This window comes from Methylobacterium sp. 13MFTsu3.1M2 (assembly GCF_900112625.1).
In the GTDB taxonomy this organism is placed as follows: Bacteria; Pseudomonadota; Alphaproteobacteria; order Rhizobiales; family Beijerinckiaceae; genus Methylobacterium.
On record NZ_FOMM01000048.1, the window covers coordinates 1 to 17,349 of the forward strand.

15 protein-coding genes and 2 tRNA genes are annotated in these 17,349 nt (G+C 69.3%); 6 read left to right on the forward strand and 11 right to left on the reverse strand.

The features are described from left to right. The 4 genes from BM314_RS29060 to BM314_RS29075 all read left to right on the forward strand — a co-directional run. Positions 1 to 570, forward strand: a 570-nt coding sequence (locus BM314_RS29060) for a helix-turn-helix transcriptional regulator (RefSeq protein ID WP_139237913.1), incomplete at its 5' end; no start/stop codon positions are given. A 270-nt stretch (positions 571 to 840) separates the two neighbouring features. Continuing rightward, the gene (locus tag BM314_RS29065; protein ID WP_020096305.1) at positions 841 to 1,044 is read left to right on the forward strand and encodes a CsbD family protein; all 204 of its coding nucleotides are present in this window, start codon (positions 841 to 843) and stop codon (positions 1,042 to 1,044) included. A gap of 94 nt (positions 1,045 to 1,138) precedes the next feature. Continuing rightward, a complete protein-coding gene (locus BM314_RS29070) occupies positions 1,139 to 2,554 on the forward strand; it encodes a TAXI family TRAP transporter solute-binding subunit (protein ID WP_020096373.1) in 1,416 nt (471 codons plus the stop codon). Between the two features lie 63 nt (positions 2,555 to 2,617). Then, positions 2,618 to 3,094, forward strand: coding sequence for a YidB family protein (locus BM314_RS29075; RefSeq protein WP_026605449.1), 477 nt, complete (start codon positions 2,618 to 2,620; stop codon positions 3,092 to 3,094). Between the two features lie 63 nt (positions 3,095 to 3,157). Here BM314_RS29075 and BM314_RS29080 read toward each other — a convergent pair whose 3' ends face one another. The 10 genes from BM314_RS29080 to BM314_RS29125 all read right to left on the reverse strand — a co-directional run bounded on the left by BM314_RS29080 (position 3,158) and on the right by BM314_RS29125 (position 13,890). Then, on the reverse strand, positions 3,158 to 4,144 hold the full coding sequence (locus BM314_RS29080) for an ABC transporter substrate-binding protein (RefSeq protein WP_091981989.1): 987 nt from the start codon (positions 4,142 to 4,144) through the stop codon (positions 3,158 to 3,160). A 138-nt stretch (positions 4,145 to 4,282) separates the two neighbouring features. Continuing rightward, positions 4,283 to 5,548 carry an adenylate/guanylate cyclase domain-containing protein gene (locus BM314_RS29085; protein WP_091981991.1) on the reverse strand — a complete coding sequence of 422 codons (1,266 nt, stop codon included), beginning with the start codon at positions 5,546 to 5,548 and terminating at the stop codon, positions 4,283 to 4,285. After that, on the reverse strand, positions 5,545 to 5,943 hold the full coding sequence (locus tag BM314_RS29090) for a response regulator (RefSeq protein ID WP_091981994.1): 399 nt from the start codon (positions 5,941 to 5,943) through the stop codon (positions 5,545 to 5,547). Before BM314_RS29090 ends, BM314_RS29085 begins: the two co-directional genes overlap by 4 nt. After that, positions 5,940 to 8,006: a sensor histidine kinase gene (locus BM314_RS29095; RefSeq protein ID WP_091981995.1), complete on the reverse strand. Its 2,067-nt coding sequence runs from the start codon at positions 8,004 to 8,006 to the stop codon at positions 5,940 to 5,942. Before BM314_RS29095 ends, BM314_RS29090 begins: the two co-directional genes overlap by 4 nt. Beyond that, complete coding sequence (locus BM314_RS29100; RefSeq protein ID WP_091981998.1) at positions 8,003 to 8,980, reverse strand: ABC transporter substrate-binding protein; 978 nt, start codon at positions 8,978 to 8,980, stop codon at positions 8,003 to 8,005. Before BM314_RS29100 ends, BM314_RS29095 begins: the two co-directional genes overlap by 4 nt. A 123-nt stretch (positions 8,981 to 9,103) precedes the next feature. Then, on the reverse strand, positions 9,104 to 11,413 hold the full coding sequence (locus tag BM314_RS29105; RefSeq protein WP_091981999.1) for a TonB-dependent receptor family protein: 2,310 nt from the start codon (positions 11,411 to 11,413) through the stop codon (positions 9,104 to 9,106). A gap of 56 nt (positions 11,414 to 11,469) precedes the next feature. Then, on the reverse strand, positions 11,470 to 11,811 hold the full coding sequence (locus BM314_RS29110) for a DUF2946 family protein (protein ID WP_091982002.1): 342 nt from the start codon (positions 11,809 to 11,811) through the stop codon (positions 11,470 to 11,472). Positions 11,812 to 11,887: 76 nt separating this feature from the next. Continuing rightward, complete coding sequence (locus BM314_RS29115) at positions 11,888 to 13,264, reverse strand: PepSY-associated TM helix domain-containing protein (protein WP_091982003.1); 1,377 nt, start codon at positions 13,262 to 13,264, stop codon at positions 11,888 to 11,890. 39 nt (positions 13,265 to 13,303) lie between these two features. Beyond that, on the reverse strand, positions 13,304 to 13,615 hold the full coding sequence (locus BM314_RS29120) for a hypothetical protein (protein ID WP_244540084.1): 312 nt from the start codon (positions 13,613 to 13,615) through the stop codon (positions 13,304 to 13,306). A gap of 201 nt (positions 13,616 to 13,816) precedes the next feature. Further along, positions 13,817 to 13,890 (reverse strand) — tRNA-Gln (locus BM314_RS29125). A gap of 178 nt (positions 13,891 to 14,068) precedes the next feature. On the opposite strand from BM314_RS29125, the gene BM314_RS29130 reads away from it, so the two are divergent. Further along, a tRNA-Ser gene (locus tag BM314_RS29130) sits at positions 14,069 to 14,158 on the forward strand. Positions 14,159 to 14,574: 416 nt separating this feature from the next. Here BM314_RS29130 and BM314_RS29140 read toward each other — a convergent pair. Further along, positions 14,575 to 15,024, reverse strand: coding sequence for a Ros/MucR family transcriptional regulator (locus BM314_RS29140; RefSeq protein ID WP_244526827.1), 450 nt, complete (start codon positions 15,022 to 15,024; stop codon positions 14,575 to 14,577). A 1,117-nt stretch (positions 15,025 to 16,141) separates the two neighbouring features. Between BM314_RS29140 and BM314_RS29145 the strand changes: the two genes are divergently transcribed. Then, a partial coding sequence (locus tag BM314_RS29145; protein ID WP_244540085.1) for a HAMP domain-containing protein occupies positions 16,142 to 17,349 on the forward strand: 1,208 nt, incomplete at its 3' end.

A 17,349-nucleotide genomic window follows, 5' to 3' on the forward strand; every position in this document is an offset into this window, starting at 1 on the left:
GACGGCCAGGTCACGGGCGTGAACGAGGCGTTCAGCCGGGCCTTCGGCCTGGGCGAGGACCGCGTCGTCGGCCGCTCGCTGGAAGAGGCCGGCCTGTGGGTGACGTCGTCTCAGCGGGAAGCCTTCGAGAAGAGGCTGGTGAGCGAGGGCTACGTGCTGGGTACCGAGGTCTGCCTGCGCCACGAGAGCGGCGCGAACCTTGACTGTCTGGTCTCGGCCGAGCGGATCACGATCAACGACGCCGATTTCCTTCTTCTGGTGCTGCAGGACATCACCGAGCGCAAACACTCGGAGCGGGAGCTGTTCGACGCGATCGAGACGGTGATGGCCGACACGTCGTGGTTCAGCCGCGGGCTGATCGAGAAGCTGGCGAACCTCCGCCGGCCTGGCCGGGAGGGCGGCGACGCGGGGGCGCCGAACCTGACCGTGCGCGAGCGCCAGATCCTCAATTTGATCTGCTCGGGGCTCAGCGACGACGCGATCGCGCGCAAGCTCGGGCTGTCGCGCAACACGGTGCGCAATCACGGCGCCGCACTGTACCGGAAGCTCGGAGTCCATCGGCGGACCTAAGCGGTTGTTTGGGGCCGGGAGAACGGATTTCCACTCCAGGGACCCGGTGGCTGAATTTCATTATACTGGTAATTTGGAACTATTGATCCACCAGACGTCGCCATCATCTGACCGCCATCTCACCGTCGGCGGGCCGTTCCCCGGTTACCCGGTGATCCCCTCGGCCCCCGCGTGCATGCGGGCGCCGTCTATCCCGGCGGGCCGCGCGCCCGACCGGACCTCTCGACCGACGAGTACGACCGCCACCACGACCGTGAAGGAGCGCACGCGATGAGCAGCACGACCGACAAGATCAAGGGCCTGGCCAACGAGGCGGTGGGCAACGTCAAGCAGGCGGCCGGCAAGGCGACGGGCAACGACAAGCTGGTGGCCGAGGGCAAGGCGCAGGAGCTGAAGGGCGAGGCGCAGAAGACCGTCGGCGACGTCAAGGACGGCGCCAAGTCCGTCGCCGACAAGATCACCGGCAAGCACTGAGCCCGTCCCGCGGCGCCGTCCCCTCGGCGCCGCCCTCAGGCCCTTGCCCGGCACGGTGCCGGGCTTGGCCGCTCGATGCGCGAGAGCAGAGCCGATGCGGCGCTTCGCCAGCCTCTTCCTGCGTCAGGAATTCGTCTTCCTGATGCTGGCCATCCTGCTGAGCGTCGGCGCGGGCGTGGCCTACTGGGCGTCGCGGGCCACCGTCCTGACGATCGCTGTCGCCCCGAAGGACGGAACCGAGCCGGCCCTGATCCAGGCCTACGCGGACGCTCTGGCCAAGCGCCACAAGGAGATCCGCCTCAAGATCCTGCCCTTCGACGACGTGCGCGACAGCGCCGAGGCGCTGGGCGACGGCCGCGCCGATCTGGCGATCGTGCGGCCGGATGTGGAGCTTCCGGATAACGGCCTGACGCTGGCGATCCTGCGCGACCAGGCGATGATCATCGCGTCGCCGGAATCCGCCGGGATCGCCCGCTTCCCCGATCTCGACCGCAAGCGCCTGGCGATCCTGGCCCACAGGGACGCCGACGAGGCGCTCATCCGCGCCATGCTGGAGCATTACGGTCTGACGCTGGTGACCACCGAGCCGGCAGGCGCGCTGCCGCCGCGCCACGTCGCCCTGGTCGAGATGGCCGAGAGCGACCTGGGCGCGGCCTTCGCCCGGAAGCGGGTCGACGCGGTGATCTCGGTCATCGCGCCGACCGCCCCGACGGCGCAGCGGATCGTCGGCCTCGTCCAGGCGGCCAGCCGCGATCGCAAGATCTCCTTCGTGGATGTCGAGAACGCCGAGGCGATCGTTGCCCGTCTGCCGCGGCTGCAGGTCGTCACCATGCCGGCCGAGACCTTCGGCGGCAGCCCCAAGGTGCCCGACGAGGAGGTTCACACGGTCGGCGCCTCGTACCGCCTGATGGCGCGCGCGAACCTCGCCCGGTCGGTGGCGGCCGACGTCACCCAGCACCTGTTCGAGCTGCGCAGCGCCATGGCCAACGTCACGCCCGCGGCCGACTATTTTCAGGCGCCCGCCTATGACGGGACCGTCGGCGCGACGAGCGCCCGGCTGCCGATCCATCCCGGCGCCGTCGACTATTACGAGCGCGAACAGCAGAGTTTCATCGAGCGCTACGAGACCTGGATCTACCTGCTCGCCTTCCTCGGCGGCGGTATCGGCTCCGCGCTCGCCTGGATCGGCCAGCGCCTGTCACGCCTGCGCCGGGAGCGCGTCGAGGAAGCGACGGACCGCCTGCTGAGGATCCGCCAGGAGGCGCAGGAGACGACCGACCCGGCGCGTCTCGAGAGCCTCGCCCGGGAGATCGACGATCTCGCGGGCGACATCGCCAAGCACGCCCTCGAGCGACCGACCGAGGCGCGGACCATGTCGGCCGCGGCCATCGCCATCGACGCCGCCCGATCGACCGTCAAGCGCGCCATCACGACCGGCCGGAGCGCGGAGGACGGGTCCGCGTTGGCTGGCCGGACGGTCGCGAGCGACGCGGGCCCGAGCGGGGCCTGACCCATTGCGGCGGATGACCGCCGTACCACCCGGGCCGAGGGCCCGCCTCAAGAGGACGACGCGATGAGCAAGGGATACCCTTCGATGACCGCCCTGCTGGGCCTGCTGGCCGTGGCCGGTTACCAGAACCGCGACCGGATCGCCGAGTGGCTCGGCGGCCACGCCAAGGACGCGTCCCGGTCGCCGGCGCCGCAGGTCCCGCCCGCGACGGGTTCGACCATCCCGGCGAACCTAGATCGGCTCCTCGGCGGCGCCAGCGCGGGCGGCGTCGGCGGCCTCATCGCCGGGGGCCTGACCGAGCTGGTCGACCATTTCACCAAGGGCGGCCACGCCGAGACGGCCCAGTCCTGGATCAATCACGGGCCGAACCGCGACATCCCGACCGCGGATCTGGAGCGCGCCATCGGACCGGACACGCTGGCGGCCCTGGAGCAGCGCACCGGCCTGAGCAAGAGCGAGCTGCTGGCGCGCCTCTCGCGCGACCTGCCCTCGGCCATCGACCGCTACTCGCCCGACGGACGCCTGCCGGCTTTCAGCTGATCCGCTCCGTCGCGGTCGTCGCGGCGGTGCCGCCGCGACGACCGGCACCGGTTCCGGCGGCCGCTACTCGACCAACTCGTCCACCTTCGCCATCAGCGAGGGCGAGATGGTCAATCCCAGGGAGGCGGCCGTCGTCAGGTTGAGCAGGGTGATGAAGCGCTCGCTCGCCTGCACCGGCAGGTCGCCGACCACCGCGCCGCGCAGGATCCGATCGATGTAGCCCGCCGCCCGCTGCACGTCCTGCTCGACGCTGGTCGTGTAGGCGGCGAGGCCGCCGAGATGGACCGGCGCCGCGTAGGCGTACACGGCCGGCAGGCGGTGGGTCGCCGCCAGATCGACGATCAGCTGGCCGTACACCCCGGTCACCGCGTCCGGCAGGGCGATGAGGCCGCCCTCCGGCTGGGCGGCGAAGCCGGCGATCGCCGCCTCGATCTCGGCCGCGTCGTGCACGCCCGCGATCCGGGCGTCGATCCCGAGTGCCGGGCCGATGCGGGCCATCTCGGCCGTGTAGCCCGCCAAGCGCGCCCGGTAATCGGGGTTGATGAGGGCGAGCGCCCGCGTCACGCCGGGGCTGAGTTCCTTCAGGAGCTGCAGCCACTTGCCGACGAGGACGAAGTCGAAGTTGGTGAAGCCGGTGAGGTTCCCGCCGGGCCGCGACAGGTTCGTCACGAAGCCGCCGCCGACCGGGTCCTGAAGCATCATGAAGACGATCGGAACCGTCGTGGTCGCGCGCTGGAGCGCGGTCGCGCCGACGACGCCCTGCGCGAGCACCGCGTCGGGCGCGCGCGCGACGATCTCCTCCGCCTGGACGCGCATCCGCTCGGCGTCGCCGTTGCCGTACTGCAGGTCGACCGTGAGGTTCTCACCCCAGATCCAGCCGGCCCGCTTCAGGCTCTCCTTCAGCGTCTCGACGATGACGGGACTGTCGGGATGCGCCTCGCCGTAGACCAGCAGGATCCCCAGGCGACGCTGACCCTTCGCCGGCGCGGCGGCGAGGGCCGGCCACGCGGCCGCGCCGCCGAGGGCCGCGATGACGTCGCGCCGTCTCATCCGCCGGTCTCCCGTCCGAACCCGTTCCGAGCATCGCCGATCGGGAGGGATTCCGATCGCACGCCCTCGGACGGTAATAGGCGCTGCCTTAAGGCGGGGCTATCGGGGCGGGCGACGGGGAAGCCGGGCGCGCGCGACTCAGCGGACCTCGACCCGACTGCCGCTGCCGCCGTTCAGCAGCCGCTTCAGGTGGAAGGCCGCCACCCCGTCGTCGGGGCGCAGACCGACCAGGGCCGCGAAGGCGGCCAGCGCGCCGGCCTCCCCGGCATCGAGCTTGGCGTAGGCGTCCTGGTACTGGGCGAGCAGCGCGTCGCCGTAGGCCGCTTCCGTCAGGGGTTCGTAGGCGCGCAGGGCCGTCTGCTTGCCGCGCAGGAGGAGGTCGCCGAGGGGGCGGCCGCGGAACTGTCCGGCGCGGATCACGACGGCGTCGCTGACGCAGATCCGCGTGCCGAAGGCCTTGTTGGCGTTCTCCAGACGGGCGGCCGTGTTGATGGTGTCGCCGTAGGCCGTGTAGTCGAAGTAGCGGCCGCCGCCGAAATTGCCCACGATCGCCGGGCCGGCATGAACGCCGATCCGCGTCACGCCGATCTCGATTCCCCGCTCGCGCCAGCGATTGCGGAAGCCCTCGGCCGCCTCGTCCAGGGCGAGGGCGCAGGCCACCGCCCGCGCCGCGTGGTCCGGCTGGTCCCCCGGCGCGCCGAACAGGACGTGCAGGGCGTCGCCGACGATCTTGGCCACCGTCCCCTCGTGGGCGAAGACCACGTCGGTCATCTCGGCGAAGTAGCCGTTGAGGATCTCGGCGAGCTGCGCCGGGTCGAGGCTCTCCACCAGGCCGGTGAAGCCCGCGATGTCGGTGAACAGGGAGGCCACGTCGCGGCGGTGGCCGCCGAGTTCGAGGCCCGACGCGTCCCCAGCGAGCCGCTCGGCGAGGTTCGGCGAGAAGTACCGGGCCAGGGAGGCGTGGGCCCGCTCGGCGAGCGATTGCCGCCGCCGCCCCTCGCGCAGGTCCTCGACGTGGCGCAGCGTCCGCTCGATCGTCGTCTCGAGGTCTGCGAAGTCGATCGGCTTCGTCAGGAAGTCGAAGGCGCCCCGGTTCATCGCCGTGCGGATGTTCGCCATGTCGCCGTAGGCCGAGACGATGATGATCGAGGGGCGCTCGGCCAGCTCCTGCAGCTTGGCGAGCAGGGTCAGCCCGTCCATCCGCGGCATGTTGATGTCGGAGACGACCAGATCGACGTCGCGGCTCTCGGCCAGGCGGTCCAGCGCCTCCTGCCCGTCGTGGGCGAACAGGAACGTGACGAGGCCCTGCCGGATCTGGCGGCGGAACTTCTGGGTGATCAGCGCCTCGAGATCCGGCTCGTCGTCGACGACGAGGATCTTGGCGCTCGGGACGCCGGGTGTCATTCGATCCCCGCGAAGGCGGACAAACGGCGATCGATCTCGGCCTTCAGAACGGCGAAGTCGATCGGCTTGGTGATCAGGCCCACGGCGCCGGCGGCGCGGACTTTCTCGCGCGTCTCGGCGTCGCCGTAGGCCGTAATCATGATCACCGGCACGTCGGGCCGGGCCGCGCGCACCAGCGGCAGCAATTCGAGGCCGGTCATCCCGGGCATGTTGATGTCCGACAGCATCAGGATCAGGCTCGGCTCGTTCGAGCCGTTGATCCGCTCCAGGGCCTCCGCGGCCGAGTGCGCGAAAGCCATCGCGAAGCGTCCGGCGCGCAGCTCGCGGCGAAACTGCTGCCGGAAAAGGTCTGTCACGTCGGGTTCGTCATCGACGACGAGGATCAGGACGTTCATGGCTGGCTCTCAGTCTCGGTCGCCGCCTCGGTCGCCGGCTCTGTCGCCGCCACGGTCGGTGGCCGAGGCGGCGCGTCCGGCGTAACACTCTGCCGCGGCAGGGTGATGATGAATTCCGTGAAGGCACCCGGTTCCGTGGCGACGTCAACCGTTCCGCCGTGCTGCTTGACGAGGATGTCGTGGCTCAGCGACAGGCCGAGCCCCGTTCCCTCGCCGGCCGGCTTGGTGGTGAAGAACGGGTCGAACATCTTGGCCTTGACGCTGTCCGGGATGCCGGTGCCGTTGTCGCGCACCCGGATCTCGACGCCGTCGCCCCTGTCCCGGGTGGCGACCGAGAGCGTGGGCGCATAGCCGGGTTCGCCGTCGGCGGCCCGCTTCTCGGTGGCGTAGAATCCGTTCGACATCAGGTTCAGCAGGACCCGCGTGATCTCCTGTGGGTACAGGTCGGCGAGGCCGGCCGCCGGATCGTAATCGCGCACGAGGGTCACGTTGAAGCCGGGTTTCGCCGCACGGGCCCCGTGATAGGCAAGATTCAGGCTCTCCTCGACCAGCGCGTTGACCTCGACCGGGCGATGCTCGCCGGACCCGGTGCGCGAGTGCAGCAGCATGTTCTTGACGATCGAGTCCGCGCGCTTGCCGTGCTGGACGACCTTCTCGAGATTGCTCTTGAGCAGGCCGGCGAGCTCCTCGACCTCCGCGCGCGTGTCCGGGTCGAGGGTCGTCGGTTCGAGCACCTCCCGCAGCTCGTCCACTAGCTCGTTCGAGAGCGACGCGAAGTTGTTGACGAAGTTCAGCGGGTTCTTGATCTCGTGGGCGATGCCGGCGGTGAGCTGCCCCAGCGAGGCGAGCTTCTCGGACTGGACGAGCCGGCTCTGCGCCCGCTGGAGATCGTCGAGCGACCGGTTGAGGTCGCGGGTCCGCTCCTCGACCTTGGCCTCGAGCGTCTCGTAGGAATCCTGGACCCGGCTCGCCATCGTGTTGAACCGGTGGGCGAGGGTCTCGATCTCGTCGCCGGTGCGGATCACGATCCGCTCGGACAGGTCACCCGCGCCGAACCGCTCCGCCCCGTCCTCGAGCTCGCGGATGGGCACGACCATGCGCCGCGCGAGGAAGGTGCCCGCCACCGCCGCCAGCAGGACGCCGAGACCCATCAACGACGTGGTCTGGATCACGGATTCGAGTGCCGGCCCCATGGCGTCGCGCAGCGATTCCTGCACGAAGACGATCCAGTCGACCCGCGGGATGGTGGCGTGGGCCGCCAGCACCCAGCCGCCGTCGAGACCGGTCGTGATCTCGTAGTCCTGACCCGCCATCCGCGAGCCGGGCAGGGCCGCCGCGACCTCGGGCAGGCCGGACAGGTCGGTGTCGCGCAGGACGAGACTGAGGTCCGGGTGCGCGATCAGACGTCCGGTCGCCGTCGTCACGAAGGCGTAGCCGTGCTCGCCGACGTTGATCGCGCTGACCACGTCCCAGATCAGCTTGAGATTGACTTCCGCGACGGTCACGCCCGGGTCGCGGCCGGCATGGGCCACCGAGACGGTCATGTACGGCTCGGACCCGCGCCGGAAATAGACCGGGCCGAACCACGTCTTCTGGGCGAGCGCCTGGGTGAAGCGCGGCGAGGTCGAGAAATCCTTGCCGCTGGCGACGGAGTCCGGCTCCAGTCGGGAGACGCGCAGCTGCTCCTTGCCGGCCGGATCGAGGTAGGCCACCTCCGTGATGGCCGGCGCCTGGCGCAGCAGGCGGATGAAGTCGTAGCGCTGCTGCTCGGGGGACACGCGCCGCCACTCGGCGCGCGTCGTCCAGCCGATCTGGCCCTCGATCGAGGATAGGAAGGAGTCGACGCGCTCGGCGGCGGCGCGCGCCTTGGTGCGTTGCGTCTCGATCGCGGTCCGCTTGGCGTCCTGGTAGTTCAGCGTCAGGTCGACGGCGCCGTTGATGAGCAGCACGAGGCTGACCAGGCCCACGAAGGCCACCGCGAACTTCCCCGCGAGCGGCAGGCGGAACCAGCGCGGCGGCGCTGTTGCGGCCGGTGGGGAGGCTGTCGGGCGCGGCGCCGTCATTCGACGATCTCGTCCGCCTGGGCGAGGAGCGCCGACGAGATCGTCACGCCCATGCTGCGGGCCGTCTTGAGATTCACGATGAAGTCGAACTTCGTCGGCGCCTGGACCGGCAGGGTCGCGGGGTTCTCGCCGCGCAGGATGCGGCCGACATAAGCGGCGGCCCGGCGGACCGTCTCCACCGGATCCGGTCCGTACGACATCAGGCCGCCCCGGTAGGCGAAACGCCGGATCGCGAAGACCGCGGGGACCCGGAGACTCGTGGTGAGCGCGACGATGTGGTCGCCGTTGGCCTCGCTGAATGTGCCGGGAGCGACGATCAGGCCCCCGTCGCCCCGCCGCGCGAGCGCGGCGATCACGGGCTCGATCTCGGCCGCCTTGTCGATCTTCACCACCACCGGCTCGATCCCGAGCGCGGCCGCGGTGGCGCGGAACGGCTCGGCGTAGAGGTTCTCGCCGCGGATCTCGGTGCTTGGATTGGACAGGAGCGTGACGTGCCTGAGGCTCGGAACGGCCTCCTTGAGGGCCGCCACCCATTTCCCGCCCAGCGGCGCCTCGTAGAGCGTGAAGCCGGTTATGTTGCCGCCCGGGCGCTGGAGACTCTCCACGTACCCGAAGCGGACCGGGTTCGAGGCGCCGACGAACACGATCGGGATCTGCTTCGTCAGGGCCGCCACGGCCGTGAGCTGCGCGCTGAGGTAGGCGAAGATCACCTGCGGCTGTGCGGCCACCAGTTCGGTCGCGAGGAGACGCGTGCGCTCGCGGTCGGCCCCGGTCCAGCGATCGTCGACCCGCTGATCGGGATGACCGTGGTCGCGCAGGCCGGCATGGAACGATTCCGCCAGCACCCGGCCCTCGGGATCGCCCTCCGCGAACGGCCAGAGGGCCGCGACATGGGCCTGACCCTGCGCCAGCACGGCGCGCGGCCACCCGGCGAGCGCCAGGGGCAACCCAGCGAGTACGGTTCGCCGCCTCATCGGACCATCGCGCCACATCCCCGCCCACGGCCCCGCCGCGCGCTCAGGCCCCGCCCTGCGATCGACTGCCGAAGCATAGTGCACGCTCGACGGCGACACCACGCGCGAGCCGCCGCGCAGTTATCAAAATGCCAGCCGCATGCCGCCGACGATGTTTCGCGGAGCTCCCGCGAAGACCGATCCCGTTGTGGTCGCCAGCACGGCGGCGCCGTTCTGGAGTCCGGTCGTGCCGCTGATGCTGTTGGCGAGGTTCTGCGCGGAGGCGACGTAGGTCGTGTCGAACAGGTTGCGCACCTCGACGTACAGGCTCAGCCGCTTCGCGTAGCCGCCCGTCAGCTCCGTGGCGTAGTGCAGGTTGGCGTTGACCACCGCGTAGCCGGGCGCCTTCAGCAGGTTGGCGTTGTCGAGGTAGAAATCGCCCTGGACGACCGTCTCCACGAAGGCGCCGAGACCCGCGAGCGGGCCGCTCGGCACGTCGTAGCCGAGGCGGGCGAGGAGCTGGTGGGCCGGAACCCCGGGGATCCGGTTACCGGCCCGGTCGAAGGACCGGGTCAGGCTGCCGGCGCTGAGCTGCTCGGTGTAGCGGGTGTAGATCTGGTCGTCGAACGTGTAGGCCAGCGTCCCGCGCCAGCCGGGCGAGAAGGCCCAGTCGGCGCCGACCTCGATGCCGCGATGCTCCGAGGCCGGCGCGTTGAACGTGTACGCGAGGAGCCCGGCCCCCGGCGATTGCGAGACCAGCTCGTTGCGAAAGAACTCGTAGAACCCGGTCACGCTCAGGCGGAGATCGGCCACCGGGCTCCACTCGGCGCCGAGATCGAAGCCGAGGTTCTCCTGCGTCCGGAGCTGCGTGTTGTTGCCGGGCAGCCCGGCCGGCGTGATGAACAGGTTGCTGGCGGCCGGCGTGGTGTAGCCGGTGGCGACCCGGCCGCGCAGCGCCCAGGCCGCGTCCGGCCGGTAGACCAGAGCCAGTTCGGGGGCGACGTTGAGGAAGGACCGGTTCGCGTCCACCACCGTCCGCGTCGTGCCGCTCGCCGCGTACGCGTAGGCGACGTTGCGCCCGGTGATCGCCGTCGTCTCGGCGCTCAGGCCGAGGATGCCGGTCCACTGGTCCGACAGGCCCAGCTCCAGCCGCGCCCGGCCGCCGAGATTGGACTGCACCGACGTCTGATCGCCGATCAGCGCCCCCAGGCGCGGGCCGACGTAGGGGGCCCGGTTGAAGGTGGTGATGTGGTTGTCGATCGTGTTGTAGGCGAGCGCGACGTAGCCCGTCGCCGGCAGGCCGAGCAGGTCGCCCCGCCGGGTCAGGTCGGTCAGGAAGTTCCAGGACGGGTAGGAGCCCCGCGACGCGGTCGTGTAGAACGGCTGATCGAAGTTGCGCTCGTCGAAGCCGAGCTGCGTGCGCCACGTGGTGAACGCGTCGATGTCGTGCTCCCAGCGGGCGGCCACGATGGTCCGGCGGTCGTTGCGCCCGAAGCCGCCCTCGTCGGCGGTCACCGGCACGGTCGCGCCGAAGGCCCCGTTCCGGAACAGGTTGAAGGTGGTGCAGCCCGGGGCCGCGCTCGCGGCCGCGGCGCAGCCGCGCTGGTACGGGTTGATCCGGTACTGGGCCAGGGACGCGCGGGCGGGCAGGTTCGCGTTGAGGATGTTGTTTATCACCTTCAGGGTGAAGCGGTTGTCCGGCGTCGGGGTGTAGCTCGCGAGCAGGTTGATGGTCTGCGTGTCGTAGCTCGCGTGGTCCTGGTAGCCGTTCGCGCGGACATCGCTGGCGAACAGACTGATCTCGAACGGGCCGCTGACGCCGCCGACGGTGAAATAGTTGCTGAGGTAGCCGAAGCTGCCGGCATCCACCCCGATCTCGTAGCCGTCGATCTCCCGCCCGGTGCGTGTCCGGAACGCGATGGCGCCTCCGGTGGCGTAGTTGCCGAAGAGCGGCGATTGCGGCCCGCGGAACACGTCGATCCGGCCGTAGGCGCGGGGGTCCGTGAGGTCGAAGCGCGACGCCCCGTCCGGCTGGGTGAGGATGAAGCCGTCCTCCAGGACGACGGTGTTCTTGATCACGCCGGTGGAGCGGGCGTTGTTGCCGCGGATCGAGATGACCACGTCGCGGCCGCCGTTCCCCTGCCGCACGGTCACGCCGGGGCTGTTCACCAGGACCGAGCCGATGCTGGTCGCCGGCCGATTCGCGATCGTGTCGTCGCGGCCGATGCCGGTGACGATCTCGCCGACCGGGTGCTCGATCACCGCGGGCGCCGAGCCCGGCGGCGCCGCCACGCCGAAGGCCGGCGCGGCGGGCCGGCCCGCAACGGGCGCGGCCTCGCCCTCCACGGAGAGTTCCTCGAGGGTGACGGCGGCCTGGCCGAGGGCGGGGAGGGGGCTTCCGGCGAGCAGGAACGCGAGGGCGCCGCCGCGCAGGACGGGGGAGTCGGAGGTCATCGGAGGTCTCGTCTGATCGATGGGGCGAGCGGCGGCGCCGCCCGGAGGACGGGCGATCAGGCGGAGCGGGGCGGCCCGCGGGGCTGGCCGATGACGGCGGGGACCGACGCGGTCCGGACGGGGGGCGGGATCGGCCACGCCACCGCCGTCCAGCGCAGGCGGCGCGCGAGGCCGGGCGCGTGCGGGAGCAGCGGCGGGACGGCACCGGCCCGACACAGCCCGCAGAGGGCGCAGGACCCCGGTGCCGGCGCGCCAGGGCCGACCGCTGCGTCACCGGCCTGATCCGGCGCGTGCCCGCACAGGATCTGGCTGGGCAGCGCGCCCCGATCCGCCTGCACCATCCGGAGCGCGACGGCCGGCGCGAGCGCCTGGATCCAGAGCGCGAGCGCGATCAGCACCGCGCCCGGGAGGCCCGGGCGCCCGCGTCTCAGGCGCGGAGACGTGTGCACGGGCACGGCGCCCGCCCGCACCGGCTCAGCGCGCCCACCGTCTTCGCAGTCGGCCCGCGGCGAGGTCGAGACCGACCATGGCGCCGATGGCGAGCCCGGTCAGCGGGAAGAGCGCTCCGAGGCCGAGGATGATCGCGGTCACGGTCGCGGCCACCCGCCGATCCGCGGGCCAGGGCGGCACGCCGATGCCGCCGGCCGGGCGCCGCTTCCACCACATCGTCCCGGCGGTGACGGCGAGCAGGAATGTGGCGAGGCAGAAGCCCAGCATCGCCAACTGGTTCGCGCGGCCCCAGTGCTCGCCTTTGTGGATGCCGATCCCGTACTGGATGGCCCGGCCGACCGGTCCGAGATCGGTGAAACGGACGTCCACCAGCGGGCGGCCGGAATACTGGTCGAGGGTGATGACCCGCTGCCGCGTGACGTCGCGCGGGTAGATCGCGGCGGCGTAGACGCCGTCCGCGCCGACGGGCAGCGCCAGCTCGAAGCCGGGGGGCATCCCCAGATGTCGAAGGATCGCCACGGCGTCGTCGATCCCGACGCTCGCGGCCGCGGCCGGTACGGAGCGCGGCACCGGCGCGTCCTGCAGGGTCCACCCGGCATCCTCCAGCCGGTCGCGCAGCGGCACCGTCGAGACCGGCCGATTCGCCCAGAGCGCGGCCGGTTGCCCGAGGCCGGCGGCGTTCGACCACGCGCGCAGTTCCTGCCCCCACCAGATCGACCAGGGCAGGCCCGTGAGTGCCAGGAAGAGCAGCCCGCCGCCGGCCACGAACCCGGTGACGGCGTGAAGGTCGCGCCACCACACGCGGCGGCGCGGGCCGCCGCGCACCGTGACGACGCCGCCCGCGCGGCCGCGGGGCCACCAGAGATACGCGCCGGTCAACACCAGGACGATCGCGAAACCCGCGACGATCTCGATGACGGCGTTCGCGAGGGGACCGACCAGGGCGAGGCTGTGCAGTCCGCGGACCATCGCCATGAGTTCGCGGTCACGGTCGACGCGGTCGAGCACGTCGCCGGTATAGGGGTTCAGGTAGACGTGGATCCGGCGGTCGCCGGAAGCGAGCGTCACCCGCGCCGCGGCGTCCGGCGCGGCCGGGTCGATGTAGGTGACGGGCGCGCCGTCGGGCACGGCCTGCAGCGCGTTGAAGATCAGCCGGTCCGGGCCGATCGGCGCCGTCGCCTGCGGCGCGACCCGGGTCCGGTACGCGAACAGGCTGCCGTTGATCTCGTCCTTGAACAGGTAGAGCGCGCCGGTGGCCGAGAGGCTGATCAGGAAGGGCAGGCAGAGCAGGCCGGCGTAGAAGTGCCACCGCCAGACGGCCCGATAGACGGCGTCGCGGGACAGTCGCCGCGTTGCGGCCGCCCCGTACGCGGGGGCGTCGCCGTGGAGAACAATCGACATGATGGGAGATCCGGGCCTAAACGATCGGGAGCGGGATCGTCAGGCCTTGGGTGGACCTCGCGCGGTGCCCGTCGAGGCCGGCGGGCCGGTCGTCGGGATCTCGGATTCGGGGCGCCACGCGCGGCGCGTCTCGGCGGCGACGGGCCAGTCGGTCGCGGTCGGGTTGATAATCGGCAGGACCAGCGCGCCGGCCTGCACGAGCGTGCAGCACGGATGAGCGTGCGCCACCGGGCCGGCGGGGTCACCCGAGGCGTGACTGGCACAGATCACCGCGTCCGGATCGACCCGGGCCTGTGCCGGAGTGGCGAATCCGAGGAAGGCTTGAAGCAGCAGCGCGTAGAGCGCGACCAAGCCGATGATCGCGCGCCCTCGAACCGTGAGAGGCTGGCACCGGCGCATGGACCGATCTAGGCGGCCGCGCCGCGGCGCGTCAACGGCCGACCGCTGTTCGGTCCGTGCCAGACTCGCGCCTCGCTGAGGATCAGAGGAGGATGCGCCCGGTTCCGGGCAAGAAAAAACCCGCCGGATCTGAGATCGGGCGGGCCGGCGCGGTGGCTGGGGGACCTGGATTCGAACCAGGACTAGAGGAGTCAGAGTCCACCGTTCTACCGTTAAACTATCCCCCAATCAGCCGTGAGCCCTGCGCATCCGGTTTCGAAGATGGCGGGGCAGAGCCCGCAGCGCATCGAGCGGCTCCGGGCGTGGGCGGTGAGATAGGCGGAATGGTTCGGGAGGTCAACCGGTTGTTCTGCTGTTGACGCCACCTCGGCCGCGGCCGTAACCGTGAGGTCGCGGATGCTGCCAGGAAGGGTGGCCGAGTGGTTTAAGGCAGCGGTCTTGAAAACCGCCGTGGGGGCAACTCCACCGTGGGTTCGAATCCCACCCCTTCCGCCAGCAGGCCTGGATCGTGGACAGAGTCCCGCCGTTTGGCGGTCCACCCCATCATCTGCCCCACCCGTTGACGGGACTCGTTGGCTCAGGAACCCAAGACCGTCTCCGGACTGCGCGAGGCCGCCGAGATCACGGATCAGGCGATCACGGCATCGTCCGGGCGGGCAGCGTCGTCACGAAGGGCATACTGCCGAATTTCGTCGCCGCAGGCGTGCCCTGCCGGGTTATTCGCCCGATCACGGAAGGGGATCGCACCGGCTACAGATCGGTCCAGGATCGGCAGCGGGCCGAATGGCGATGTCCGCTCCTTTGCCTCTGCCCCCTGAAAGCGGACCGGGGCAGAACCACTCTGGCCAGCCATCACCTTTCGAATATCTCGCGAACGTCATGACTGGGCACGAAGCTTCGGAATGCGCCAGCTATCCGGCTGCAGTTTCCGGACCGGGATCGCGCTGGGACCGACCCTGCGCCAAGCTCCTGGCGATCCTGGATCGCTTCGCCGCGTAGGCAGGAGCGACCATCGGGTAGTCGTTCGGCAGGCCCCACTTCGCCCGGTACGTCTCCGGCGTCAAACCACAGGCGGTCAGATGCCGCTTGATCGTCTTGTACCGCCTACCATCCTCGAAGCTGATCAGTGCCTCGCGTGTGATCGACGCCCGGACCATCACCGGTGTCGCTTTCCTGTCTCCATCCGCGGTCGACGGATCGGTGGGCTGAAGGCCGGTCAGGGCAGCGGCCGCCGTCGCGATCAGCGCCGGCATCTCCGAGGCTGCGACGCGATTGTGAGACACGTAGGCCGCCACGAGGTTCGCCGTCATTGCGCTGTAATCGAGGGAGACGTTGCATGCGTTGGCCGCATCATTATTCATTTCTCTGTCTACTCCCGCACATTTCGGTCGAAAATTGTCTATACGTCTTAGAAAGACGCGGCGCATATGAAATCTAATCCACATTAATGTAATGTATTCATAATGACTACTTTAGGTAAAGGCACTCGCGTTGATCTGGCTATCGGTGGTTGATATCCGGGCGATACAGCGCTTCGAGGCACTCGGAATCGCGTGCTTAGGACAATGCGCTTATCGTGATTCAACGCAGGGTGGCGTCGAGCGCATGACGCGCCTCACAGCAGGCCGCGTCTTGCAGGCGGCTCGACTCGTCACGAGGCGATCAGAATCGCTCACCGCGTTTCCGCCCTGACGAGTCTGGATCCCTTCCCGACGCCCACGGCCGGTCGCATAACAGCGCTTCAGCGCCGGATTTTGTCTGCTCGGAACAGGGCCCTGTCAGCGTGACTATGCTCACGGCCAATCGCGACCCAACCGAGACGGCCGGAACGGAGCTGACGGCTCCTGAAAGCGGCCTTCCACGGATCGTCGGACTCCATCGATTGAGTGCGGTCTCACATCCCGGAACGCGATTGCCGTGGGGCAAGTCTTCTGGATCTCTATAGACAGCGTCAGAGCCTCGGGTGCGGGCTTCCTCCAGGGGATATCCCGGTAGCCGGGATGAAGCTGCAAGTTTTCGGCAATCGCCGATCGCTTGGCCGCGATCGCGTCACGTCTCGGACCGTTGATGGGTCAGATACGTCAGCTGCCATGAGGCTTAAGAGGGCGTCGGCTGTCTTGGAGCTTACCCCAACGCTGAATGTTAAGGATCAGGCATGCGGTGCGCCATAAGGCGACGGTGACCGCGATCAAATCTGCTACACCGATGATGATGCCGAGGCAGCCAGCCATCGAGCGTGACCTGTCTCGCGAATGCATCCTGGATACCGATATTCGCCATTAAGCATCGATTGATTGCGTTGTCGTATCTCCAGATAACGATATTCAGGTTCACACTCGTAATCTGCTCTATAATTCTATTATCGAATATGATATCGAAATCTCTGTTGCATGATCTGCATAATCAATGTATTTTAACCTTATTTTAAGTAATGCAGATTACTTTGTGTCACTTTAAGAAAGATAAAGTGGTACCTCTATGCTGCGAAACTCCAGTATCCTGATCAAGGCGTCTGTTCCGCTGCTGATCATGGCCGCAGTCGCCGCCGGTCTGGTTCACTACGCCATCGGAGAGCTCAATCTACTCGCAGGGCAAATGCGCGAGATCGTCGACACGCAGGCGGTCCGCCTCGAACGGATCTTGGCTGTCCAGGTCAACACCAACGATGCAGCGATCCAGGCGCGCAACCTTATTCTCGAAACCCGCGAGCAGGAGATGGCCGGCTATAAAGTGCGGTACGATGCGGCTGTAAAGACGTCACTCGATGCTGCGAACACCTTGATCGCGATGGCGGACACGCCCGATCGGAAGGTCACCAACGAAACTCTCCAGAGTATTCTCAAGGAGTTCTACTCTGCTCTGGATAAATCCAACGCGCTCGGCCTCAAGAATGACAATGAAGCTGCTGCTAAGGTCCTTCTGACTGACGCTTCTGCTGCGCGCACCAAGATGCGGGATTTTGTTCAAGGTCGCGTCACGCGGCTGAACGCCGAGCTGCGCCAAGCCCGCGATGACTCCGAGCAGGCCGTCACCACGGCTAAAACCGTGCTGATCGGCGCCTCCGTGGCTGGCCTCGTCAGCGCCGTCGCGCTCTCCGCGCTGATCGTGATCTTCGGCATCACTCGCCCGCTGGGCAGCCTCGTGGGCGTCCTGCAGCGGATGGCCAAGGGCGCGGTCGATGCCGAGATCCGCGAGGCCACCCGCGGCGACGAGATCGGCGCCGTCGGCCAGGCGGTCGAGGGCATCAAGGCCATGGTCGCCCGCAAGGCCGCCGAGGAGGCCGAGGTGAAACGCCGCGCCGATGAGGCCGCGGCCGCCGAGCGCAAGCGCACCATGATCGAGCTCGCCGACGGTTTCGAGCGCGCCGTCGGCGGCATCGTCGGCCTGGTCTCGTCCTCGGCCACCGAGCTCCAGGCCACCGCCCAGCAGATGACCGCCACCGCCGAGGAGACCGCTGCGCAATCGACCAGCGTGGCCGCGGCCGCCGAGGAGGCGTCGACCAACGTCAACACGGTCGCGGCCGCGGCCGAGGAACTCGGCTCCTCCGTGCAGGAGATCGGCCGGCAGGTGACCGACTCGGCCCACCTTGCCCAGGCCGCGGTGGGCGAAGCCGACCAGACCGCCCACCTCGTCCAGGCGCTCAGCCAGAACGCCGCGCGGATCGGCGACATGGTCGGGATGATCTC